This is a genomic window from Neobacillus sp. GCM10027624 (genome assembly GCF_042675345.1).
Classification (GTDB): Bacteria; Bacillota; Bacilli; order Bacillales; family Cytobacillaceae; genus Neobacillus; species Neobacillus cucumis_D.
Window position 1 is genome coordinate 83975 of record NZ_JBHTHD010000022.1, and the last position, 18807, is coordinate 102781.

Below are 18807 nucleotides of genomic sequence, written 5' to 3' on the forward strand. Positions count from 1 at the left end.
TTTACATTATTTTCCGATAAAGTTAGGTTGTCTTTTTTCGATAAATGCTTGAATTCCTTCTTGATGGTCGTGTGTTTGCCGCATTTTTATTTGCCCATATTTCTCTAATTCTAAAATCTTAAGCAACTGTGGGCGGTTTTTTTCAGCTAAAATCTTTTTCGTTTTAATCATCGCCTGTACAGGGCGGCTTAACCAATCCAAAATTCTAGCCTCTAACGCTTCTTTCATGTCACCTTCTGCTACTTCCTGGATGAGTCCAAGGGCCAAGGCTTCGTTTGGATCTAATTTTTTCCCGTCCCAAATAATCTGTTTGGCTTTTAATTCTCCTACCCTTTTCTCTAAAAAGAAATGAGCTCCACCATCAGGGATTAAGCCGATGCCGATAAAATTCATCGCTAATTTGCTAGACTGGTCAGCAATAATATAGTCTGTGGCTAATGCCAAACTAAATCCTAAGCCTGCTGCTGCTCCAGAGACGGCACTAATGGTTAGTTTGGACATACTGTACAAGGTTACAATCAGTTCGCTAATTGAATCCATGAAAGAGAAAAATTCATTCTCATAAATATTCGATTGCATCATTTTAATATCTCCGCCTGCCGAGAAGGCTCTGCCTTTCCCAGTTAACACGACAATATCAATGTCATCAGAGTCACTGATTTCTTTTAACTTAAAGACTAAGCCCCTAATTAAATCGATATCCATTGCATTTAATGTTTCCGGTCGATTTAACTCGACAGTTGCTACACGGCCATTGACAATTACATTTACCTTTTCAGTTACAAAATGATTCGACAACCTAAAAGCGCCCCCCATTGTTTTCTCAATACGATTATATCGGAAAATGGACAGAATAAAAATAAATTTTCATAATATATGGAATTTTTTCTAACCTAATTATCTTTATTCTTTTTATTTTTTCGTTTTCCATAATCTCGGGGAACAACCCGTATATTCTTTAAATAACCGACTAAAATAGTTCGGATCATCGTACCCAATTGCAAAGGCAATTTCACGAATCGTCAGCGATGTAGTAGATAATAAATGTTTGGCTTGTTTAATACGAACTTCCGCTAAATATTGGCGGAAAGTTTGTTGTCTTCTCTCGGATAAAATATGGCTAAAATAACTTGGGCTCCTTTGGACAAAGTTGGCTACTTCCTCCAGGCACAAATCGGAACGACGATAATTTTCATCGATAAAGCGTAGACCTCTTTCAATAAAATCACCTGAAGCATTCCCTCTTTGATTCTGCACTTGTTGAAAAATATCATAAGTAAAAAGGAGTAATTCCTGGACAATTCTAAATAAAACCGGTTCATGTAATATGGTTTGAAAAATCTGCTGATAGTAAATTTCCATCTGATGTTTCTTTTCCAGTTGATAGGTTTTCATGAAGCGCCGTAATTGGGCAAGTATACTAGTCAAACGAATACGCAGCAATTCCGGGTCAGGATATCCATCTAGAAATTCGGTAAACTTACCGTACAACCAACGTTTAATCCCTAGCTTGTCTGCTTTTTCAAGCATTTCCATCCATTCCCGTTGCTCGTTTGATGTTAAGAAAGGATCAATATCAAGATATACAGGAGTATTTTTAACTTCTACAATTTGTTGATATCCTTTAAAGAATATTGTTTTTAAAGATTGCAACGCTTTTTCATAACAGTCGTGTATCGTTGTTGATGAGTAATTAATCGAAGAAACGACTATAAATAATTTACTACTGTTTCTTCTAATGGCTTCCCGAAATATTCGTTTTCCTTCATCGTAGACCATTTCACCAGTATAATTGGGGAGAAGACAAACAATATGATCTCTTAAAGGCAAAACGTACCACTGTTGAGAAGAGGTAGAATCCTGCAGCCATTCTGAAAGCTCTCTTATTTCATTTTTGTCTTCCGGTTGCAAAACCAATATTCCGATAACATTCGCTCTAAAATCTTCTACATCAATGAATAAGGAATTATAATATCTTGGCAATAGTTCTTTCTCTGTCCATTTATCTAGTTCTGATATTTTATTATTTTTGTTACTGTTAATTACCTTAGAAATTACTAGTCTGATACGTTCAGGTGATAATGGCTTTAAAAGCAGACCTGATGATTGGATTTGTATAGCTTGCCATGCCCTTTCAAAAACTGCTTCTGTTGTTATGGCGATGACCGCCCCTTCAAATTTTTCAATTTTATTAATAAAGGTTTCCCAACCTGTAGAAGGGATCATCTCCAGTTCTACAAGGAGTAAATCCGGTTTAAATTCTTCCAACTCTTTTAATAATGACACCATATCCGAACTTTGATGGATATCCGAAATTCTCATTGAATAGGATTTGACTAGCCATTCAATTCCATTCCGTTCCGTTGAATCCCTATCAGCTATTAACAAACGCATTTAATCAACCTTCCACATCAAAGTATATAATCGATATTTTCATACATATACCATCTATATAGGAAATTATACTCTGCAACGTGAATTTCACAAGGAGCTTTGTATGTATCCACTTTTAGAACAAAACTAGAAAAAGGCCACCCCAAAAGGTCAGCCTTCCAATTAATGTAGTCTAGTACTACGTCTTACATTTCTTTTTGATTATTAGTTATGATAGGATTGCTTAAATTAATTTTTTTTCTCATTGGATAATAATAGAGAACCAACGGAACGGCTAGACCCACAATCCAGGCAATATCAGTACCATCCAATGCTTTGGAAACTGGACCAACATACATGGATGTATTCACGAATGGAACTTCAAGAATGAATGAAATCAAATATGCGATAATGGCAATCCAATTAAATTTCCCATACTGCCCATTTACATCAAAAACATCCCAAACATTGTATTCACCGCGTCGTAAAAGGTAATAATCGATTAGGTTAATGGCCGTCCATGGAACCATAAAATAAGAAAGTAAAAGGATAAAATTCTCAAAATTCGATAAAAAGTTTCCATTTCCCCATATAGCTAATACTGTTCCAATAATGGCTGTAGCAAAAACTAGCCAAAAACGGACATTAGTTGTTGCTTTTAATTTTGTAAATGCCTCCAATGTTGTCGTAATTGACATGAATGCTCCGTAAAGGTTTAGCACATTTACTGCTAAAACTCCAAGCACAATCACCACGTACATAATAACAGCTAATTGCGGTCCGACAAGTTTAGCAAGCCCTAAGCTAGAATTGTCTAGAAATTTTGGAATAAGTGCTGTAAGAATAACTCCTAACGACATCATCCACACTGTTCCGATTACAGTACCGGCATAGGTATAACCAAATGTTTTGGATGAAGGGGTATTACTTGGTAGATATCTTGAATAATCAGCTACATACGGAGCATAGGTTAATTGCCATGTTGCTGCAATACTAACCATTAATAAGAATGTACCTCCTGAAAAATGACCTGGTGCCCAAATATGTGCCGGCATCTCAAGTCTAAAAGCCTCAACAGTAACAAAAATAAAAACAATAGCAAAAATGATTGCAAAATATTTCTCCAACTTATGGATTAAATCATAACCAATAAGAGTAATAACAAGTGAGATTATGCTCACTAACACAATGCCCCAGTTAACAGGGATGGAAAATGCACTGCTAATTGCTTGGGCACCGAGCACACCGCTGCTGGCAAAAAAGCCAATATACATCAGAATAACAACAAAAAGTGGAATAACAGCACCAACTACCCCGAATTGGGCACGACTTTGAATCATTTGAGGAATTCCGAGTTTTGGTCCTTGTACAGAATGGGAAGCCATAAAAATCGCCCCAAGCAGGTTTCCTAAAATAACTGCTATAAGTCCCCAAAAAATACTTAATCCGAATTCAATCGCAAGAGCACCGGTAACTAGAGTTGTTACCTGCATATTCGCACTGAACCAAATGGTAAATAAATTACGGACACTGCCATGTCTTTCTGATTCAGGAATAAATTCTATCGTACGTTTTTCAATATTCATATACTACCCCTCCTGATCACGTTATGGTGATTGAACAATGAAACAAGAATATAAATACCCTACCCTTCTTCAATTTAATTCAATTGGGAACGTTTTCAATTCCCTTTGTAATGATTTAGTGCTTTAGGAAATTACTATTTCTTAATATTTATTTTATCTAAGAATTGGTAAGGTTATATAGAGGATTGTTTTTCAAAAACAATAAAAATTCTGAATATCACCTTCCAGATTATTCTATCCATTTGATTATTTTCTGGATTTTTCTTTGATTTTATGGATTATTTTTTGATTTTAAAAGCCTATTGCAATTTTTCACAAGAAGTCTCTGTTTAAATTGGTTGTTGCTTTCCGCTCCAATCAACTTTGTTTTAAAAATCAACATCACCTTTAACACAGCCTAAAAGAAAAAGGACCCTTGCAAGTTTTATGCAGGGGACCCTTTTTCCGTAAATAACTCATTTAAGATTTTAATCTTATCTTCTGTATAGGCTTCAAAACTGTCATTATAGGTTTTCGGATCTTTTGGATTGGCAAAGTGTGTAATTTTCCCAGTAACAGGGTCGATAAATTTACTTGCAGCACCGCAGCCAATACCAATAATGGTCTGTTGTTCCTCCATAATCATAATGTTGTAAATGCTTTCCTGATTCGGAAGCGAGTATCCGACATTTTCAAGGTTTCCTAGAATATTTTTCTGACGATATAAATAATACGGTACATACCCATGATCATCTGTCCAAACTTGCGCAAGCCCCATCATTTTCTCGACTTCAGCGCGTTCGGCAACCTTGTATTTCTCCCGATTCTGAGTCATTTCAGAAGCACGTTTAAAAGACAGAGTATGAACCGTTAAAGATTCCGGCATCAGTTTTTCTGTTTCTGCGAGTGAATGGGTAAATTCCGGCAGACCCTCTCCAGGTAGTCCGATAATTAAATCCATGTTGATATTATTCATCCCCATTTCACGCGCTAAATGAAATTTATCAATTGTTTCAGTTACAGTGTGGTGCCGGCCAATTGCTTTTAACGTTTCCTGAGTATATGACTGAGGATTAATGCTAATTCTGTCAATCTTCCACTTTTTCAATACCTCTAACTTCTCAGGAGTAATTGTATCAGGGCGTCCGGCTTCGACCGTAATCTCACGAATTTTTTCAACATTAGGGAATGATTCATACATTTCTTCATAAAGCATGTCCATTTCTTTTGCTGTAATACTTGTCGGAGTTCCTCCGCCATAATATACTGTCGTAATTCGAATTCCTTTTTCCTGTAACCATTGACCAATTTTCTTCATTTCATAATGAAGCCCACCCAGGAAAGAATCTACTGACCCCTGGCGGCCATTGATGGCATAGGCCGGGAAGGTGCAGTAAGCACATTTTGTCGGACAAAACGGTATCCCAATGTAAATACTGACTTCTTTTTGCAGTGAATATAAATCTGGTACGACCGACAACTGCCGATCGACAATCTGCTGCATTAAGTTGATTTTTTCATCGGTAATCAGATAATCATCCTTTAACTGCTGATGGGCAAGTTCCTTAGGGATCCCCTCTTGAACTTTACGATGGAGCAACTTCGTTGGCCTGACGCCTGTCAAAATCCCCCATTTTTGAATTATTCCGGTACAGTCCTGCAGCACCGTTAAATAAACATGGGCAACTGCATTCTTTATTTGTTTAAAGGTTTCTTTATCTGAAACACCCGGCAGCAGTTCTTTTTCGTATTCTGCCGTCACCTTTTTTCCGGAAAGGCTGATTAATTCAGCCGAGACTGTCACAATTTCGTTTATTTGCATCGAAAACTTTATGCTTATATCTGCTTTTTCATCATATTCTTTTAGAATCAATGATTCTTCAAAAAACAAATTGGCTATCAACTGGAGCGGCCGGTCAAATCTTGTATCCTCTAACCCAATAATTGATATTCTCAAAAACAATCACCTCAAATTAAACTTCCTTAAGTGTACAAAATCAATAATTCAAGGTCAATATAATGGAAATCATTGCAAACAGAAAGATACCAAAGTTATAACCTTGGTACCTTCAAAAATTATTTTTTGATAATATTCATTTTCCTCAAAAATTCAATTGGCTGCTGCTTTCTGAAATGTTCTTTGACCATGTAGGCAACCCCATTCTCGTTTTGAGAACGTGTTACCCAGTCCGCAGCTCTTTTCACTTCGAAGCTGGCATTCCACATTGCTACCCCAAGACCCACTTCTTCAATGAGTGGAATATCATCCATACCTTCACCAATCACAACCATTTCTTTTTTACTAATCCCTAGTTGTTGACCAAGATAAGTCAATCCACTTAATTTCGAAACTCCTGCAGGAACGATATCTAAACGAAGGGAATCCAGTTCAATCATATCAATTTCTGTGTACATTTTCTCCAGTGCTATTTTTGCATCCTTCAAGTCACTTTCGGTTTCAAAATAAACTTCAATTTTTGGCGGTGTTACTGGTTGATCATGCAAATATTCGCTTAATGACGGCACAAATTGCTGAGAATAGAAAACAGGGTCACCAGAAGTAAAAACAGTTTTTGCTAATAAATTATTGTGAAGCTTTAATTTATTGGCTAATGAAAATTGTTCATGGACAAGCCGGATTTGACATGGGACCGTTTCTAGCAAACGTACAGTGTCATAGGTAATGTCTTCGGTGATTCTTTTCACGTAAATAGGCTTTTCAAGTACATTAGATATAAAGGCACCTTGATGGGTAATCAATGGTGTTTTTATTTTTAAAGCCCTGGCAACTTTACGTGCCGAGGGAAAGCTTCTTGAGGTCACAAGTGTTACATAGATCCCTTTTTGCCCAACATATTCAATGGCTTCCTTTGTTGATTTTTGAATCTTCCCATTTGATTGAAGAAGTGTGCCATCAATATTTAACGCAAGCAAGCGATAAATCATTATGTTGCCCCCTGTTCTTTGGTGAAATTACCCTTATATCACATTTATGTTTTTTTACCACTTTATAGAACAAAGGGGAAAGCAGAGGATTTATTTTTTTGAAATAAAAAGCTTTGAACACTTGCCTGTTGATTTCCGTTCCACGCACTCCAATCAACAGAATTAAAAAATCAACATTGTCTTTTAACACAGCCTTTTTAATAAAAAAAGCGTTCAGTTTTAATCACTGAATGCTTTTTTTAAACATTTTACATTTTGCCGTAGAGTTCTTCTAACGGTTTCATAATTAATTGGTTTAATTCCCCGATAATCATACTCATTCTTTGTTCAGCCTGCATGAGACGGGCGATTTTTTCATTTTGTTGTACATGAGCGACGGTTGCTTGGGCCTGTTGTACCTCAGCTTCAGAAATATTTTGTCCCATCATTTGCTTTTGCTGAAGATTCATTTGAATCTCCCGAAATTGATTAAACATTTGTTTCGCTGCCGGGTCAGCATTTACTTCATTATACATTTGCTTTAATTGTACAAATTCATCACTTTGACGAATGGATGTTTCTAATGCATATGCTGCATCATATAAATTAACTGCCACTTCTTTCCACTCCTTTACCATTCAACAATTACATTCAACTATATCAAACTATGCCCAATAAAGCGAGAATGTCACTAACTCCCGTGTCCTTTCTTAGTTAAATCACAATTTGGATTGTATTTACATAGGATACTATATCAGCTAATGCCTATTTACCCCGTCAAGTTTTACTTTAACCGATTCTTCAGTAAATGAGGAGTGATCATGTCCCTAATCCTAACCAAAATCACTATTACCCCCAGGAAACCCGCCTGCGAGGCCGACAATCATATCTATTTGTCGAATCAATTATTTAAAAAATTACATTTACAAAGAGAGCGGGAATTAATTTTATCATTAGGGAAACAAACCATTAAAACAAAAATTCAAACGACCGAAATGGCGGAAAATGAAATATCTCTTTCGGAAGTTTTCATACAAGATTTTTGCTTACCTGTAAAACATTATACCTTCCAAGCAAAATTTGATGTAGAGAATCACACTTTGTTTCTTGGACCGATTATTGGGCTTTTAACCGATTTTAATTTTAAAAACCAGGAAGAACCTAATTTTCGTTCAATCCATACATTTTGTGAGGAGCTTCATCATGGTATTTCTGAAGCAGGTGGATTTTTTTATGTTTTTTCCGATGATGAATTCTCGAATCAAGGATATTACCTAGAAGAAAGAAAATGGGTTCCAAAAAAACTTCCCTTACCGGATGTGGTCTACAATCGAATACACTCACGCAAGCGAGAAAAATCAAGCCAATTTGGACGCTTTCGTGAAAAACTTGACCAATTAAAGATCCCCATCTTTAACGACCGATTTCTTTCCAAATGGGATGTATATGAGCAATTAATCCAGGAAAATTCCCTGCACTCCTATATACCGGAGACAAAAATCTTCACGAAGGAAAATCTTGAAGAATTCACACAAAAATATGATATGGTCTTTATCAAGCCCATCCACGGGAGTCAAGGAAAAAATATTTTCAGATTAACTCACGATCAAAACGGATATAGTTTGAAAACTTCTATAAAGGCAGTGTCAAATAAAATTTTAGCAAATGACTCCATCGAAAATATTTATAAACAAATAAAAATGATTCAAGGTAATAGAATTTATATTATCCAGCAAGGAATACATCTTATGATGAGAGAATCCTGTCCAATGGACTTTAGAGCCTTATGCCATAAAAATATCCAGAATAATTGGTCAGTTACGTCCCTTGTAGCACGAATTTCACATGAAGAAGAGTTTGTATCCAATATTGCCAGAGGCGGAACCATTATGAAGCCTCTTCAGGCCTTATGTACCGGAATTGAAAAGGAAAAGGCTGCTACGGTTATTTTGCAAATGAAAAAACTTTCGATTGATACAGCCACAACCATCAGCCGGTATTCCCCTGGAATTACCGGTGAACTTGGAATCGATATAGGAGTGGACAATGACGGAGAGCTTTGGCTTATTGAAGTGAATTCCAAACCGTCGAAAAACTTTGAGGATGGGAACAGGAAAATTCGCCCTTCTGCAAAAGCAATTATCCGCTTTTGCACAAAACTTACCTTTGAACCCCCTCTTAAAAAGGAGGAATAATCTTTGATTGCATTAGGTATTATGACATTAAATATAGATAGTGAAACTTCCTATCTTGATGGAATTGCAGCAAAAGCACACTCTTGCGGTATAGAATGTTTCCGCTTTATCCCTTCCCAAATCCATCCCCATACCCTTCAAGTAAAAGGAAAAAAATTTGATTCAGAGATAAACAGTTGGGTAGAATGTGAATTTCCAATCCCAACCATATTATATGATCGCTGCTTTTACGGGGAGGATGAGCATTCGAAGCAATGCTTGCCCATTGTATCCTGGTTAAAGAGCAGGGATGATATTACCTTTTTAGGATATGGTCTGCCTAATAAATTAGACCTCTACGAAGCATTACGAAGTTCAATGTTATCCGCTTATTTACCGAAATCAAACCCGGTAAATGATATTACAGGATTGTTAAAAGAACTGGATAAAACAAAGAAAATCATTTTAAAGCCAATTAATGGCTCACAAGGCTATGGTATTTATTATCTAAAAAAGAATGACAAAACCTTCCATGTCAAAACAGAAAAAAATAAAAAAATCATATCACGTATTTTTCCAAATGAGGCAAAATTAATGGCATGGTTAAAGACCCTATTGAAGCAGCACAAATACCTATATCAACCATATTTAGAGCTATATAATGATGATTTTCAGCCCTTTGATATCCGCATTTTTATCCAAAAGGACGAAAATGGGATATGGGCTGAACGCGGCAAAGGAGTTCGAGTCGGAACCACCGGCGGAATCCTATCAAACTTAAGTGCCGGCGGTTCAGCCATTGACTTTACCACATGGCTCTCCACCTTACCGGCCCACAATAAAGACTTTATTTGCAGTGAGTTGGAATATATTATTACACATCTTCCCCCATTACTTGAAAAAGAGTTTTTACCTTTATTTGAAATCGGTGTCGATATTGGACTTGCGAAAAACGGTTCACTATGGATTCTGGATATGAATTCAAAACCCGGAAGAAAGGTCCTCTTACAGACCCAGAAAGACTTAAAAGAAACTCTTGACCTTGCGCCGCTTCTCTATGGAAAATACCTTTCTCAGTCTGATTTACAAGAAAGGAAGAACTTATATGAGAAAACACTATCGAATTGAGATTGCTCAAAACAACCAACAGATTGTTTTCTGTCCCCCTTCCCTCTTGAAGGGAAAAGCGATCAATAAAATGGCTTTCGGTTCCAAATCAATCGAGGTTCATTTTTTCCCGCATCCTGATAAGAATGATCGGATTGTTCTTAGTAAAGCCATCCAGGAAGCTCTGTCTTTACCTGACCTGGCTGTTCCGATGCATGTCTTTTTAGATAAGCAAACTCTTCATATCGGTCCACTGATTGGGATTTTCACGGCTGGCTTCACATCTTTTCCTTCACAGCCGATGGGAGAGAGAACACAGCTATTTACAAAGCTTCTATCGGTTAAAAATTCAGGGGCCCTGCCTTTTGTGTTTGGTGAACAACATATAGATTGGGAGCAGGGACTCATTAAAGGGTATTTTTACTACAAAAATACATGGCAAACCTTTGATGTTCCATTCCCAAATGTCATTTATGACCGTCTTCCAAATCGCAAAAGCGAAAGGAACCCTAAATTAATTAAAGTGAAAGAAAGGCTTCAAAAGGATTATCTAATTCCCTGGTATAATCCGGGTTTTTTCAATAAACTTGATGTATATGAAAGACTCCAGCAGGATGGTTTAGCAGCAAACTTTTTGCCCGAAACCATCCCGTTTACATCCTTTTCCTTAATTGAAACGATGCTGGCCAAATATGGGCATGTTTATATCAAACCGAAAAATGGGAGTCTTGGATTGGGTGTCCATCAAATTATTTATGATAAACATACGGGCGAGTATTTTTGCCGTTATCAGGATGAGGACTTCGTAAATCGACTACGGAAATTCTCAAGTCTTGAAAAATTATTTCCTCATGTTTTTACCAATCAACGTTTAGATAAAATGCTGGTACAACAGGGAATTCATTTGCTTCGACACGAGAAACGGCCGGTTGATTTTCGTGTCCACACCAATAAGGATGAGGAAGGAAAATGGCAGGTAACAGCCATTGCTGCAAAAATTGCTGGCCTCGGCAGTGTAACAACCCATAAGAGGAGCGGTGGGGATATTAAAACACTTGAGGAAATTTTCCTTGGGGAAGAAAGTGAACTCTATACCGAAAAACTCTCCCGTGCAGCCCTAATGTTAAGTGAGGCCCTCGAACATAATATCGAAGGTATTATTGGGGAAATTGGCTTCGATTTAGGAATTGACCGGAATGGGGACGTTTGGCTATTTGAAGCCAATTCGAAACCAGGAAGATCGATCTTCAATCATCCCGATTTGGAGGAATTTGACCTATTAACCCGGAAACTTACCCTTGCATTTGCTATTTTTATTACCGAACAATCCATTTTACATCCTGAGGAATTATTCAAATGAAAATTTACTTTGACCCAGTTGCGACACAGTGGTATCAAGGTGAGATGGACGGGACCGTAACACTTGGCGGAGAGAAACAGCCGATTTGCTTCAAACAAGCCGCTTCGGATCATTTGAGCTTTGAATTGGGGATAAAAAATAATCATCTTGGGCCGCTCATTGGAATCATGACAGCTCAAAAAAGAAATGGGTCAATTACCGGAAATGGGCCCCTTTTTATAGAACTCCAAAAAAAGCTTATTTCACAAGGTGGAATAAGCTTTATCTTTACATCCGAAGGAGTTCACGATGATTCTATCGAAGGATTTACATTCCTTCCTGCACAAGAGAATTGGATTAAAATTACTGCCCCCTTCCCTGATCTGGTCTATAATCGAATACCTTTTCGAAAATCTGAACAGTCTGATCAGAGTCAACATGTTTTCCAAATCCTGAAGGAAAAGAATATCCCATTCTTCAACCCATGCTTTATCGATAAATCTGAACTTTATTTCCTCTTTAAAAATCATCCGATTCTCCAAGATTTTTTGCCTGAAACGATTTTGGCATTCCCAAAAAATGACCTGTTTTCATTTCTTCAAAAACATCGAAATATTTATTTAAAACCAGCTCAATCAGCGAAAGGAAAAGGAATTTACCGTTTAAAACTAATTGAAAATAATGAAATCTTTCTTCAGGGCCTAAAAATAAATGAAAACTTCCCCACTTTTCAAGCCTTTTGGGAGCACTGGGAGCAGGAACTAACCTCAAAGCATTATTTGGCACAGGAAGAGATTGACTCCGCCCAATTTGAAGGGAATCGCTTTGATTTTCGAATTCTCGTCCATGCAGTGCAAAATGATTATCAAGTTACAGGGATTGGAATCCGCCAATCGTATCATCAGGATCTCACTACCCATGTTCCGCTAGGCGGCAGACTTCTCCCCTATCAGCTCCTCCAAACGAATAAACACGATGAATTTATTAAAACAATTGTTAAGCATGCTGGAAAGGTTCTATCGGATGAGCTTGGGTTTTTTGGTGAATTTTCCATTGATGCGTGTGTCAGCCATTCCGGTAATTATTATCTCTATGAAATCAATTCAAAACCAATGAGCTTTGATGAAACAGAAATAGAAACCAAGAAAATTGAAAAACTTTGCAGCTTATTTTACCAAATCGCTAATTTTTAACTTTTTTAATATTTCCACAAATTCAGTATTTCCTTCCTCCCATGAACAAGGTAAGCTAAAAGGGACAACTTACCTGAGGGGATGATTACCTTGCTCATGCACTTTCAGTTTAAACCGCTATTTAAAAATCAAAATATTCCCGGCTGGAGTTTTTCCTTTTACTATAAAAAACAAAGATATACAGGAATTTATAATCAAACAGGGAAAATCGAATGGACTCTTGTCACCCCGTTACAAGAAGAGATTGAATGGCTGACTAGTCAGGTTCATGAGCTCATGCTTTATCATGTGTATGATCATTAATCTTTTCTTTTACGTATGAAAATGAGACCTTTCCACAAACTAAATAGGAGAAAATGGGAAAGGGAGCGATAGTCTTGAAAAAAGACAAAGACAATGTAACCAACACAGATTTAGAATTTGAAGGGCGCGACAAGGCTTATCTTGATATCGACCGAATGATGAATGAAGGAATGTCTGGCGGATCTGTTCATGCCCGCTACGATTCCACCAATATTGAAGAAGCCCGTGACCTCGTCGAGGAAGCACCGCCTTATGAATGTGATTAAGATCCTGGCTGAACCGTTTTCGGTGCAGCCTTTTTTAATGAACTGCTATAATAAAAAGAAATCATAAAAATACGTAAATACGGGGAAATGAATGATGTTGAGAAAATTATTGCCTTTGTATGATGGCGCAGTTTTATTTCCGAAAAAGCCTGAACGTCCTTCCGAACCATTTCATGTCTTTTATGACAGACATGAAAATGAATGGATAGGTATTCCAAAAGGAACCTTAACCGACCAGGAATTCATGCTGCTAAAGTCGCTTTATGAATGGATTGAATTTCCTATTATCCCGTCAAGTGATCTTTCAAAACGATGGTATGAATTTTTATTTATAAATGGACAACCTCCATCCTGTGATCATGATATCCAAATCAGATTTATCCATTTCCACTTTAAAGGAAGTGACTTGGACCAAACCGAGATTGAATCTGCATTAAAGGGATTTTTTTCAGATGATGTTATCATCATTTGGGAAAATGGGAACAGTGGAATTGTGATAGAAGAAAAGAACCAAATGTCCCTTTCAGAGAAAGATTTATTTTCGATGTCCGAAACCCTTGAAAGTGACTTTTACGCAAAACCATTTTTTTATATAGGGAAATTCACGCTATTTACGAAAGAACTTTCTTCGCAATTTTTGCGGGAAAAAGAATACTTTACATTTGGGCAAAATCATCTGTCAGAAAGCAACTTTTTTACCTTTCAGCGAGTTTTTCCATCCTTTTTAACCGTTCAGCTGCCAGATACACTCCGAGAGATGATTCATCAAGAATTGTCAGGAATATTTAATGAAGACCCTGATATGTATATAACGATTAAAACCTTTCTAGAAAATAACTTAAATGCCAGCCTGACTGCAAAAAAATTATATATTCACCGAAACACGCTTCAGTACCGAATCGATAAATTTATCGAAAAAACAGGGATTCAATTAAAGGATTTTTTCGGTGCCTTTACTGTCTTTCTAGCCTGTTTACTCTTCGAGCATCAACGAAAGTAACATACTGCCCAAAAAAGCGTTTTCATTTTTTGTGCAACCTGTCTATATCGAATTTTCCCCTTTCTCTGTAAACTGAGAATAGAATAAATCGATTAGGGGAGGCAGTTCAATTGGCTGAGTTAAAATTAGACCATATTTATAAAATTTATGATAATAAGGTTACTGCAGTTGAAGACTTTAACCTTCATATTGATGATAAAGAGTTTATCGTTTTCGTAGGTCCGTCCGGCTGTGGGAAATCAACAACGCTTCGTATGATTGCCGGTTTAGAAGAAATTTCAAAGGGAGATTTTTTCATTGATGGCAAGCGAGTGAATGATGTTGCTCCTAAAGATCGTGATATTGCCATGGTATTCCAAAACTATGCATTATATCCACATATGACCGTTTATGATAATATGGCGTTTGGCTTGAAACTTCGTAAGTTTCCAAAGGATGAAATTGATCGCCGTGTAAAAGAAGCAGCCAAAATCCTTGGTCTAGAGCCTTATTTAACTCGTAAACCAAAAGCGCTCTCCGGTGGTCAGCGTCAACGTGTTGCACTAGGTCGTGCAATTGTTCGTGATGCAAAGGTATTCTTAATGGACGAGCCATTATCAAACCTTGATGCTAAGCTTCGTGTTCAAATGCGTGCAGAGATTGCAAAACTTCACCGTCGACTTAACACGACAACGATTTACGTAACCCATGACCAAACCGAGGCAATGACAATGGCGACTCGCCTTGTCGTCATGAAAGACGGTATTATCCAACAAGTTGGTTCACCAAAGGAAGTTTACGAGAAACCGGAAAATGTTTTTGTTGGCGGTTTTATCGGTTCACCAGCCATGAACTTCTTAAGCGGGAAGCTTGAAGATGGAAAATTTGTCATTGGCAAAAACTCCATCGCTGTTCCAGAGGGTAAAATGAAATACCTTCGCGAGCAAGGCTATGTCGGAAAATCCATCATTCTAGGGGTACGTCCGGAAGATATTCATGATGAGCCAGTATTTATTGAAGCTTCTACCGGTACAAAAATTTCTGCAAAAGTGGATGTGGCTGAATTAACAGGTGCGGAATTAATGGTTTATTCTACAATCGGCGAACAGGATTTCGTTGCCAGACTTGATTCACGCGCTGATGTTAAACCAGGAGATACCATTGAACTTGCATTTGATTTAAATAAAGCACATTTCTTTGATGTCGACAACGAATTCCGTATTCGTCCAAATAATGATTAATAAATCTTCTTTCGAATAAGCCCGTTTTTTACGGGCTTATTCTTTTATAAATACTACCGTATCGGCTAAACAGGATGGACATCGATAAAGATGAGGACATTTATTCCCTGAATTAGTATCCGGATATCCATCTTCCATTTTCATTAGATCAATCTCCATATATGGACTATAATCATCATAAAAATCCATTAGTCTTCCACTTTCCAACATAGAATCTCCACAATTCGTGCATAGTAAGTATACTTCCCGTAATCCATTACATACCGGGCACACTGACATAGCTCTCACCCTTTAAGTTATAAGATGAAATTAGTTTGCTCCTTTTGGAATACAAAAATAGTGGAATAAATTACCAATCAATCATTCGCATAAGCTTCTCATTTTTAAACATAATAGAGAATACAAAGCAACACAGAAACACAAACACACGCAAAACTTTTAACGATGGGTTAGGCCAAGGAGGCAATGGTTCAACCATTATGGTTCAATTCCATACTGACCCCAAATTTATTAAGAGGAGTGTTATTCAACTATGGCAAGTAACAACAACTCTAATCAACTTTTAGTACCAGGCGTTCAACAGGCACTTGATCAAATGAAGTATGAAATTGCATCAGAGTTTGGCGTAAATCTTGGAGCAGATACTACTTCTCGTGCAAATGGATCTGTTGGAGGAGAAATCACAAAGCGTCTTGTTGCAATGGCTGAATCCCAACTTGGCGGCGGCGCATTCAACCGTTAATCAAAAGGTAAATTGGTAAATAAAAAAAATAAATAATATGGCTAAGCCCCCTCTTTCGAAGAGGGGGCTTTCATTTTAGACCATTTTTTCCGGTCTAATCCATTCATCAAATTGTTCTGGCGAAACATAACCTGTTTTTTCGGCAGCTTCTTTGAGCGTGGTGTTTTCTTTAAATGCTAGTTTGGCTATTTCTGCAGCTTTTTCATAACCGATATGCGGATTTAATGCTGTGACCAGCATTAACGAATTTTCTACGTGCTGCCTAATTATCTCTACATTTGCCTCTAATCCTTTTGCACAGTTTTCGTTAAAGGAGCGCATTCCGTCAGAAAGTAATGTAATCGACTGAATTAAATCAAAGATAATCATTGGTTTGAACACATTTAATTCAAAGTTCCCCTGACTTGCAGCAAAGCCGATAGCAGCATCATTACCAAAAATCTGGCAGGCAAGCATTGTTAAGGCTTCACTTTGAGTAGGATTTACCTTCCCTGGCATAATCGAACTTCCCGGCTCATTAGCAGGAATACTGATTTCACCGATACCGCTTCTTGGACCGCTGGCAAGCCATCTTACATCATTGGCTATTTTCATTAAATCGGCTGCAAGTGCTTTTAAAGAGCCGTGAACAAAAACAATTTCATCATGACTGGTTAAAGCCTGAAATTTATTTTGTGAGGAGCGAAAGGGATGCCCCGTCAGCTCTGAAAGTTTTTCAGCCATTTTCGCTCCAAACTCGGGATGTGCGTTGATACCGGTTCCTACTGCTGTACCACCAATCGCTAGGTCAAGTAAATAATGGCAGGCATCCGTGATCATTTTTTCATTTTTTTCAAGCATCGCTCTCCAGCCGCTTATTTCCTGGCCTAATGTTAGTGGAGTTGCATCCTGAAGATGAGTTCTCCCAATTTTAACTAATCCCTTAAAGGCATTCTCTTTTTCCTCTAGTGTGTTTTTTAGTTCTTGAAGCGAAGGGATTAAATGCTCAATTACTTTCTTATAAGCGGCAATATGCATGGCGGTTGGGAAAGTATCATTCGAACTTTGTGACATATTTACATCATCATTAGGATGTATTTTCTCAGCTTTCCCCTCCCCTTTGAGCCCTTCATTTGCACGATTCGCAATCACTTCATTTACATTCATATTCGTTTGAGTCCCGCTTCCTGTCTGCCAGACTGCCAGAGGAAAATGCTCATCGTACTTCCCGTTAAGGATGTCATCACATACACTCTTGATGGCCTCCATTTTTGTTTCATTCAACTTACCAAGTTGCCCATTTACCATTGATGCTGCTTTTTTTATGTAGGTTAAAGCATAAACCATTTCTAATGGAATTTTTTCTTTTCCAATTTTAAAATTTTCCTTACTGCGTTGTGTTTGTGCCCCCCAGAACTTATCCGCAGGCACATGAACCTCTCCTAGTGTATCCTTTTCAATTCTGAAATTCTCCAAAAAACCCACCTCACTTATTTTTTCCTCTACATATATATTCCCATTCTTATCCATTTTATTTATAAAAGTGTTGGAGGGGGCTAGTGTTAAATTAAAAAACTGCAGACATTTTGTCTGCAGCCTTATGCTTTCACGATGGTATATATAATATAATAGGATAGGATTAAAAAACTTCCGATTGTCAGCACTACAGAATACTCAGACATACACATGTCCCTCCTTATAAATATACTTAAACAATTTTAAGGTATCATAGGAAACAGCGTAATCCTGTGATAAATATCAACAACTTTTAGGTTAGGAAGTGAACTTTTCGTGAACATTTGCCTTTTTGGAGCAACAGGGAGAGTGGGTTCGATTATTTTAGCTAACGCCCTTTCCGACCAACATGATGTACAAGCACTTGTAAGAAATCCAGATAAACTATCCTTAAAGGAGGATTCCCGGCTTTCGATGATCGAGGGGAATGCATTAGACGAGATCAAAATCGCTCAGGTCATGAAAGGTGCGGATGTAGTGATTAGTGCCTTGAATACAGATGATACAACTACGCTATCTGATTCCATGCCGGTGATAATTAAACATATGAAAACTAAAGGGATTACACGTATCGTAACGATTGGTACTGCCGGAATTCTCCAAGCTCGTTCTGCACCGCATCTTTATCGTTTTCAATCAAAGGAATCAAAACGAAAAACAACCCGGGATGCAAAGGAGCATTTACGTGCCTATCTTATTTTGAAAGAATCCGGGCTTGATTGGACGGTTGTCTGCCCGACCTATTTACCGCTTGGAGAAAGAATCGGGCAATACCGCTATGAAAAAGATGTTCTTCCGGAAAATCCTTCTTCTATTTCTGTTTTTGATACGGGCGATTTTGCCTATCAGCAATTGTTTCGTGAGGAATTTGTTGGTTTTCGGGTGGGGTTGACTTATTAGTTTTTATAAAAAACCTCTGTTAAACTTAGTTGTTGATTTCCGTTCCAGGATGCTCGCTCCTATCAACGTTTTTAAAAATCAACAGTATCCTTTTACACAGCCTATAAAAAAGAGGACTTAATCAAAATGAACTGCACCCCAATTGTTAGACACAAATAACAATTGGAGGTGCAGTTTTTAATTATGACCAAATATAGTTTAGAAAC

18 protein-coding genes are annotated in these 18807 nt (G+C 37.5%); 10 read left to right on the forward strand and 8 right to left on the reverse strand.

Annotated features, from left to right (window positions below):
* Positions 1-6 precede the first annotated feature (6 nt).
* The 6 genes from ACFQZ9_RS26830 to ACFQZ9_RS26855 form a co-directional block, all read right to left on the reverse strand.
* Positions 7-798, reverse strand: a complete 792-nt coding sequence (locus ACFQZ9_RS26830) for an enoyl-CoA hydratase (RefSeq protein ID WP_498946441.1) — start codon at positions 796-798, stop codon at positions 7-9.
* Positions 799-912: 114 nt separating this feature from the next.
* Positions 913-2394, reverse strand: a complete 1482-nt coding sequence (locus ACFQZ9_RS26835; protein WP_498946443.1) for a response regulator — start codon at positions 2392-2394, stop codon at positions 913-915.
* A 185-nt stretch (positions 2395-2579) separates the two neighbouring features.
* Positions 2580-3959: a purine-cytosine permease family protein gene (locus tag ACFQZ9_RS26840; protein ID WP_026574443.1), complete on the reverse strand. Its 1380-nt coding sequence runs from the start codon at positions 3957-3959 to the stop codon at positions 2580-2582.
* Positions 3960-4383: 424 nt separating this feature from the next.
* Entirely contained in the window at positions 4384-5895 is a 1512-nt protein-coding gene (locus ACFQZ9_RS26845; RefSeq protein ID WP_498946445.1) for a coproporphyrinogen III oxidase, read from the reverse strand.
* A gap of 119 nt (positions 5896-6014) precedes the next feature.
* Positions 6015-6884, reverse strand: coding sequence for a Cof-type HAD-IIB family hydrolase (locus tag ACFQZ9_RS26850; protein ID WP_498946446.1), 870 nt, complete (start codon positions 6882-6884; stop codon positions 6015-6017).
* Between the two features lie 248 nt (positions 6885-7132).
* On the reverse strand, positions 7133-7480 hold the full coding sequence (locus ACFQZ9_RS26855) for a YlbF/YmcA family competence regulator (RefSeq protein WP_133332743.1): 348 nt from the start codon (positions 7478-7480) through the stop codon (positions 7133-7135).
* Positions 7481-7684: 204 nt separating this feature from the next.
* Here ACFQZ9_RS26855 and ACFQZ9_RS26860 point away from each other — a divergent pair, with 204 nt between their 5' ends.
* The 8 genes from ACFQZ9_RS26860 (at position 7685) to ACFQZ9_RS26895 (ending at position 15465) form a co-directional block, all read left to right on the forward strand.
* On the forward strand, positions 7685-9058 hold the full coding sequence (locus tag ACFQZ9_RS26860) for a YheC/YheD family endospore coat-associated protein (RefSeq protein WP_498946447.1): 1374 nt from the start codon (positions 7685-7687) through the stop codon (positions 9056-9058).
* A 3-nt stretch (positions 9059-9061) separates the two neighbouring features.
* Entirely contained in the window at positions 9062-10165 is a 1104-nt protein-coding gene (locus ACFQZ9_RS26865) for a YheC/YheD family endospore coat-associated protein (protein WP_498946448.1), read from the forward strand.
* Entirely contained in the window at positions 10143-11504 is a 1362-nt protein-coding gene (locus ACFQZ9_RS26870) for a YheC/YheD family endospore coat-associated protein (protein ID WP_498946449.1), read from the forward strand. Before ACFQZ9_RS26865 ends, ACFQZ9_RS26870 begins: the two co-directional genes overlap by 23 nt.
* Positions 11501-12676 carry a YheC/YheD family endospore coat-associated protein gene (locus ACFQZ9_RS26875; RefSeq protein WP_498946450.1) on the forward strand — a complete coding sequence of 392 codons (1176 nt, stop codon included), beginning with the start codon at positions 11501-11503 and terminating at the stop codon, positions 12674-12676. Before ACFQZ9_RS26870 ends, ACFQZ9_RS26875 begins: the two co-directional genes overlap by 4 nt.
* 96 nt (positions 12677-12772) lie before the next feature.
* The gene (locus ACFQZ9_RS26880) at positions 12773-12979 is read left to right on the forward strand and encodes a YheE family protein (RefSeq protein ID WP_498946458.1); all 207 of its coding nucleotides are present in this window, start codon (positions 12773-12775) and stop codon (positions 12977-12979) included.
* Between the two features lie 53 nt (positions 12980-13032).
* Positions 13033-13245 carry a hypothetical protein gene (locus tag ACFQZ9_RS26885; RefSeq protein WP_498946452.1) on the forward strand — a complete coding sequence of 71 codons (213 nt, stop codon included), beginning with the start codon at positions 13033-13035 and terminating at the stop codon, positions 13243-13245.
* Between the two features lie 94 nt (positions 13246-13339).
* Entirely contained in the window at positions 13340-14245 is a 906-nt protein-coding gene (locus ACFQZ9_RS26890) for a PucR family transcriptional regulator (protein WP_498946453.1), read from the forward strand.
* Positions 14246-14355: 110 nt separating this feature from the next.
* Complete coding sequence (locus ACFQZ9_RS26895) at positions 14356-15465, forward strand: ABC transporter ATP-binding protein (protein ID WP_198312814.1); 1110 nt, start codon at positions 14356-14358, stop codon at positions 15463-15465.
* A gap of 36 nt (positions 15466-15501) precedes the next feature.
* Here ACFQZ9_RS26895 and ACFQZ9_RS26900 read toward each other — a convergent pair whose 3' ends face one another.
* Positions 15502-15672 (reverse strand): hypothetical protein, encoded by a 171-nt coding sequence (locus ACFQZ9_RS26900; protein WP_498946454.1) that lies wholly within the window; start codon positions 15670-15672, stop codon positions 15502-15504.
* 325 nt (positions 15673-15997) lie between these two features.
* Between ACFQZ9_RS26900 and ACFQZ9_RS26905 the strand changes: the two genes are divergently transcribed.
* Positions 15998-16207, forward strand: a complete 210-nt coding sequence (locus ACFQZ9_RS26905; protein ID WP_026574432.1) for an alpha/beta-type small acid-soluble spore protein — start codon at positions 15998-16000, stop codon at positions 16205-16207.
* Between the two features lie 75 nt (positions 16208-16282).
* On the opposite strand, the gene fumC is transcribed toward ACFQZ9_RS26905, so the two are convergent.
* A complete protein-coding gene (gene fumC, locus ACFQZ9_RS26910; protein ID WP_498946455.1) occupies positions 16283-17662 on the reverse strand; it encodes a class II fumarate hydratase in 1380 nt (459 codons plus the stop codon).
* 315 nt (positions 17663-17977) lie between these two features.
* Here fumC and ACFQZ9_RS26915 point away from each other — a divergent pair, with 315 nt between their 5' ends.
* Positions 17978-18601, forward strand: coding sequence for an NAD(P)-dependent oxidoreductase (locus ACFQZ9_RS26915; RefSeq protein ID WP_498946456.1), 624 nt, complete (start codon positions 17978-17980; stop codon positions 18599-18601).
* Positions 18602-18807: the final 206 nt, after the last annotated feature.

What these genes read in the sequence shown, in the direction of transcription:
- ACFQZ9_RS26835 (WP_498946443.1), bottom strand. Translation starts at nt 2,394, where the DNA reads ATGCGTTTGTTAATAGCTGATAGGGATTCAACGGAACGGAATGGAATT.
- ACFQZ9_RS26840 (WP_026574443.1), bottom strand. Translation starts at nt 3,959, where the DNA reads ATGAATATTGAAAAACGTACGATAGAATTTATTCCTGAATCAGAAAGA.
- ACFQZ9_RS26850 (WP_498946446.1), bottom strand. Translation starts at nt 6,884, where the DNA reads ATGATTTATCGCTTGCTTGCGTTAAATATTGATGGCACACTTCTTCAA.
- ACFQZ9_RS26860 (WP_498946447.1), top strand. Translation starts at nt 7,685, where the DNA reads ATGTCCCTAATCCTAACCAAAATCACTATTACCCCCAGGAAACCCGCC.
- ACFQZ9_RS26870 (WP_498946449.1), top strand. Translation starts at nt 10,143, where the DNA reads ATGAGAAAACACTATCGAATTGAGATTGCTCAAAACAACCAACAGATT.
- ACFQZ9_RS26875 (WP_498946450.1), top strand. Translation starts at nt 11,501, where the DNA reads ATGAAAATTTACTTTGACCCAGTTGCGACACAGTGGTATCAAGGTGAG.
- ACFQZ9_RS26880 (WP_498946458.1), top strand. Translation starts at nt 12,773, where the DNA reads ATGCACTTTCAGTTTAAACCGCTATTTAAAAATCAAAATATTCCCGGC.
- ACFQZ9_RS26885 (WP_498946452.1), top strand. Translation starts at nt 13,033, where the DNA reads ATGGGAAAGGGAGCGATAGTCTTGAAAAAAGACAAAGACAATGTAACC.
- ACFQZ9_RS26890 (WP_498946453.1), top strand. Translation starts at nt 13,340, where the DNA reads ATGTTGAGAAAATTATTGCCTTTGTATGATGGCGCAGTTTTATTTCCG.
- ACFQZ9_RS26905 (WP_026574432.1), top strand. Translation starts at nt 15,998, where the DNA reads ATGGCAAGTAACAACAACTCTAATCAACTTTTAGTACCAGGCGTTCAA.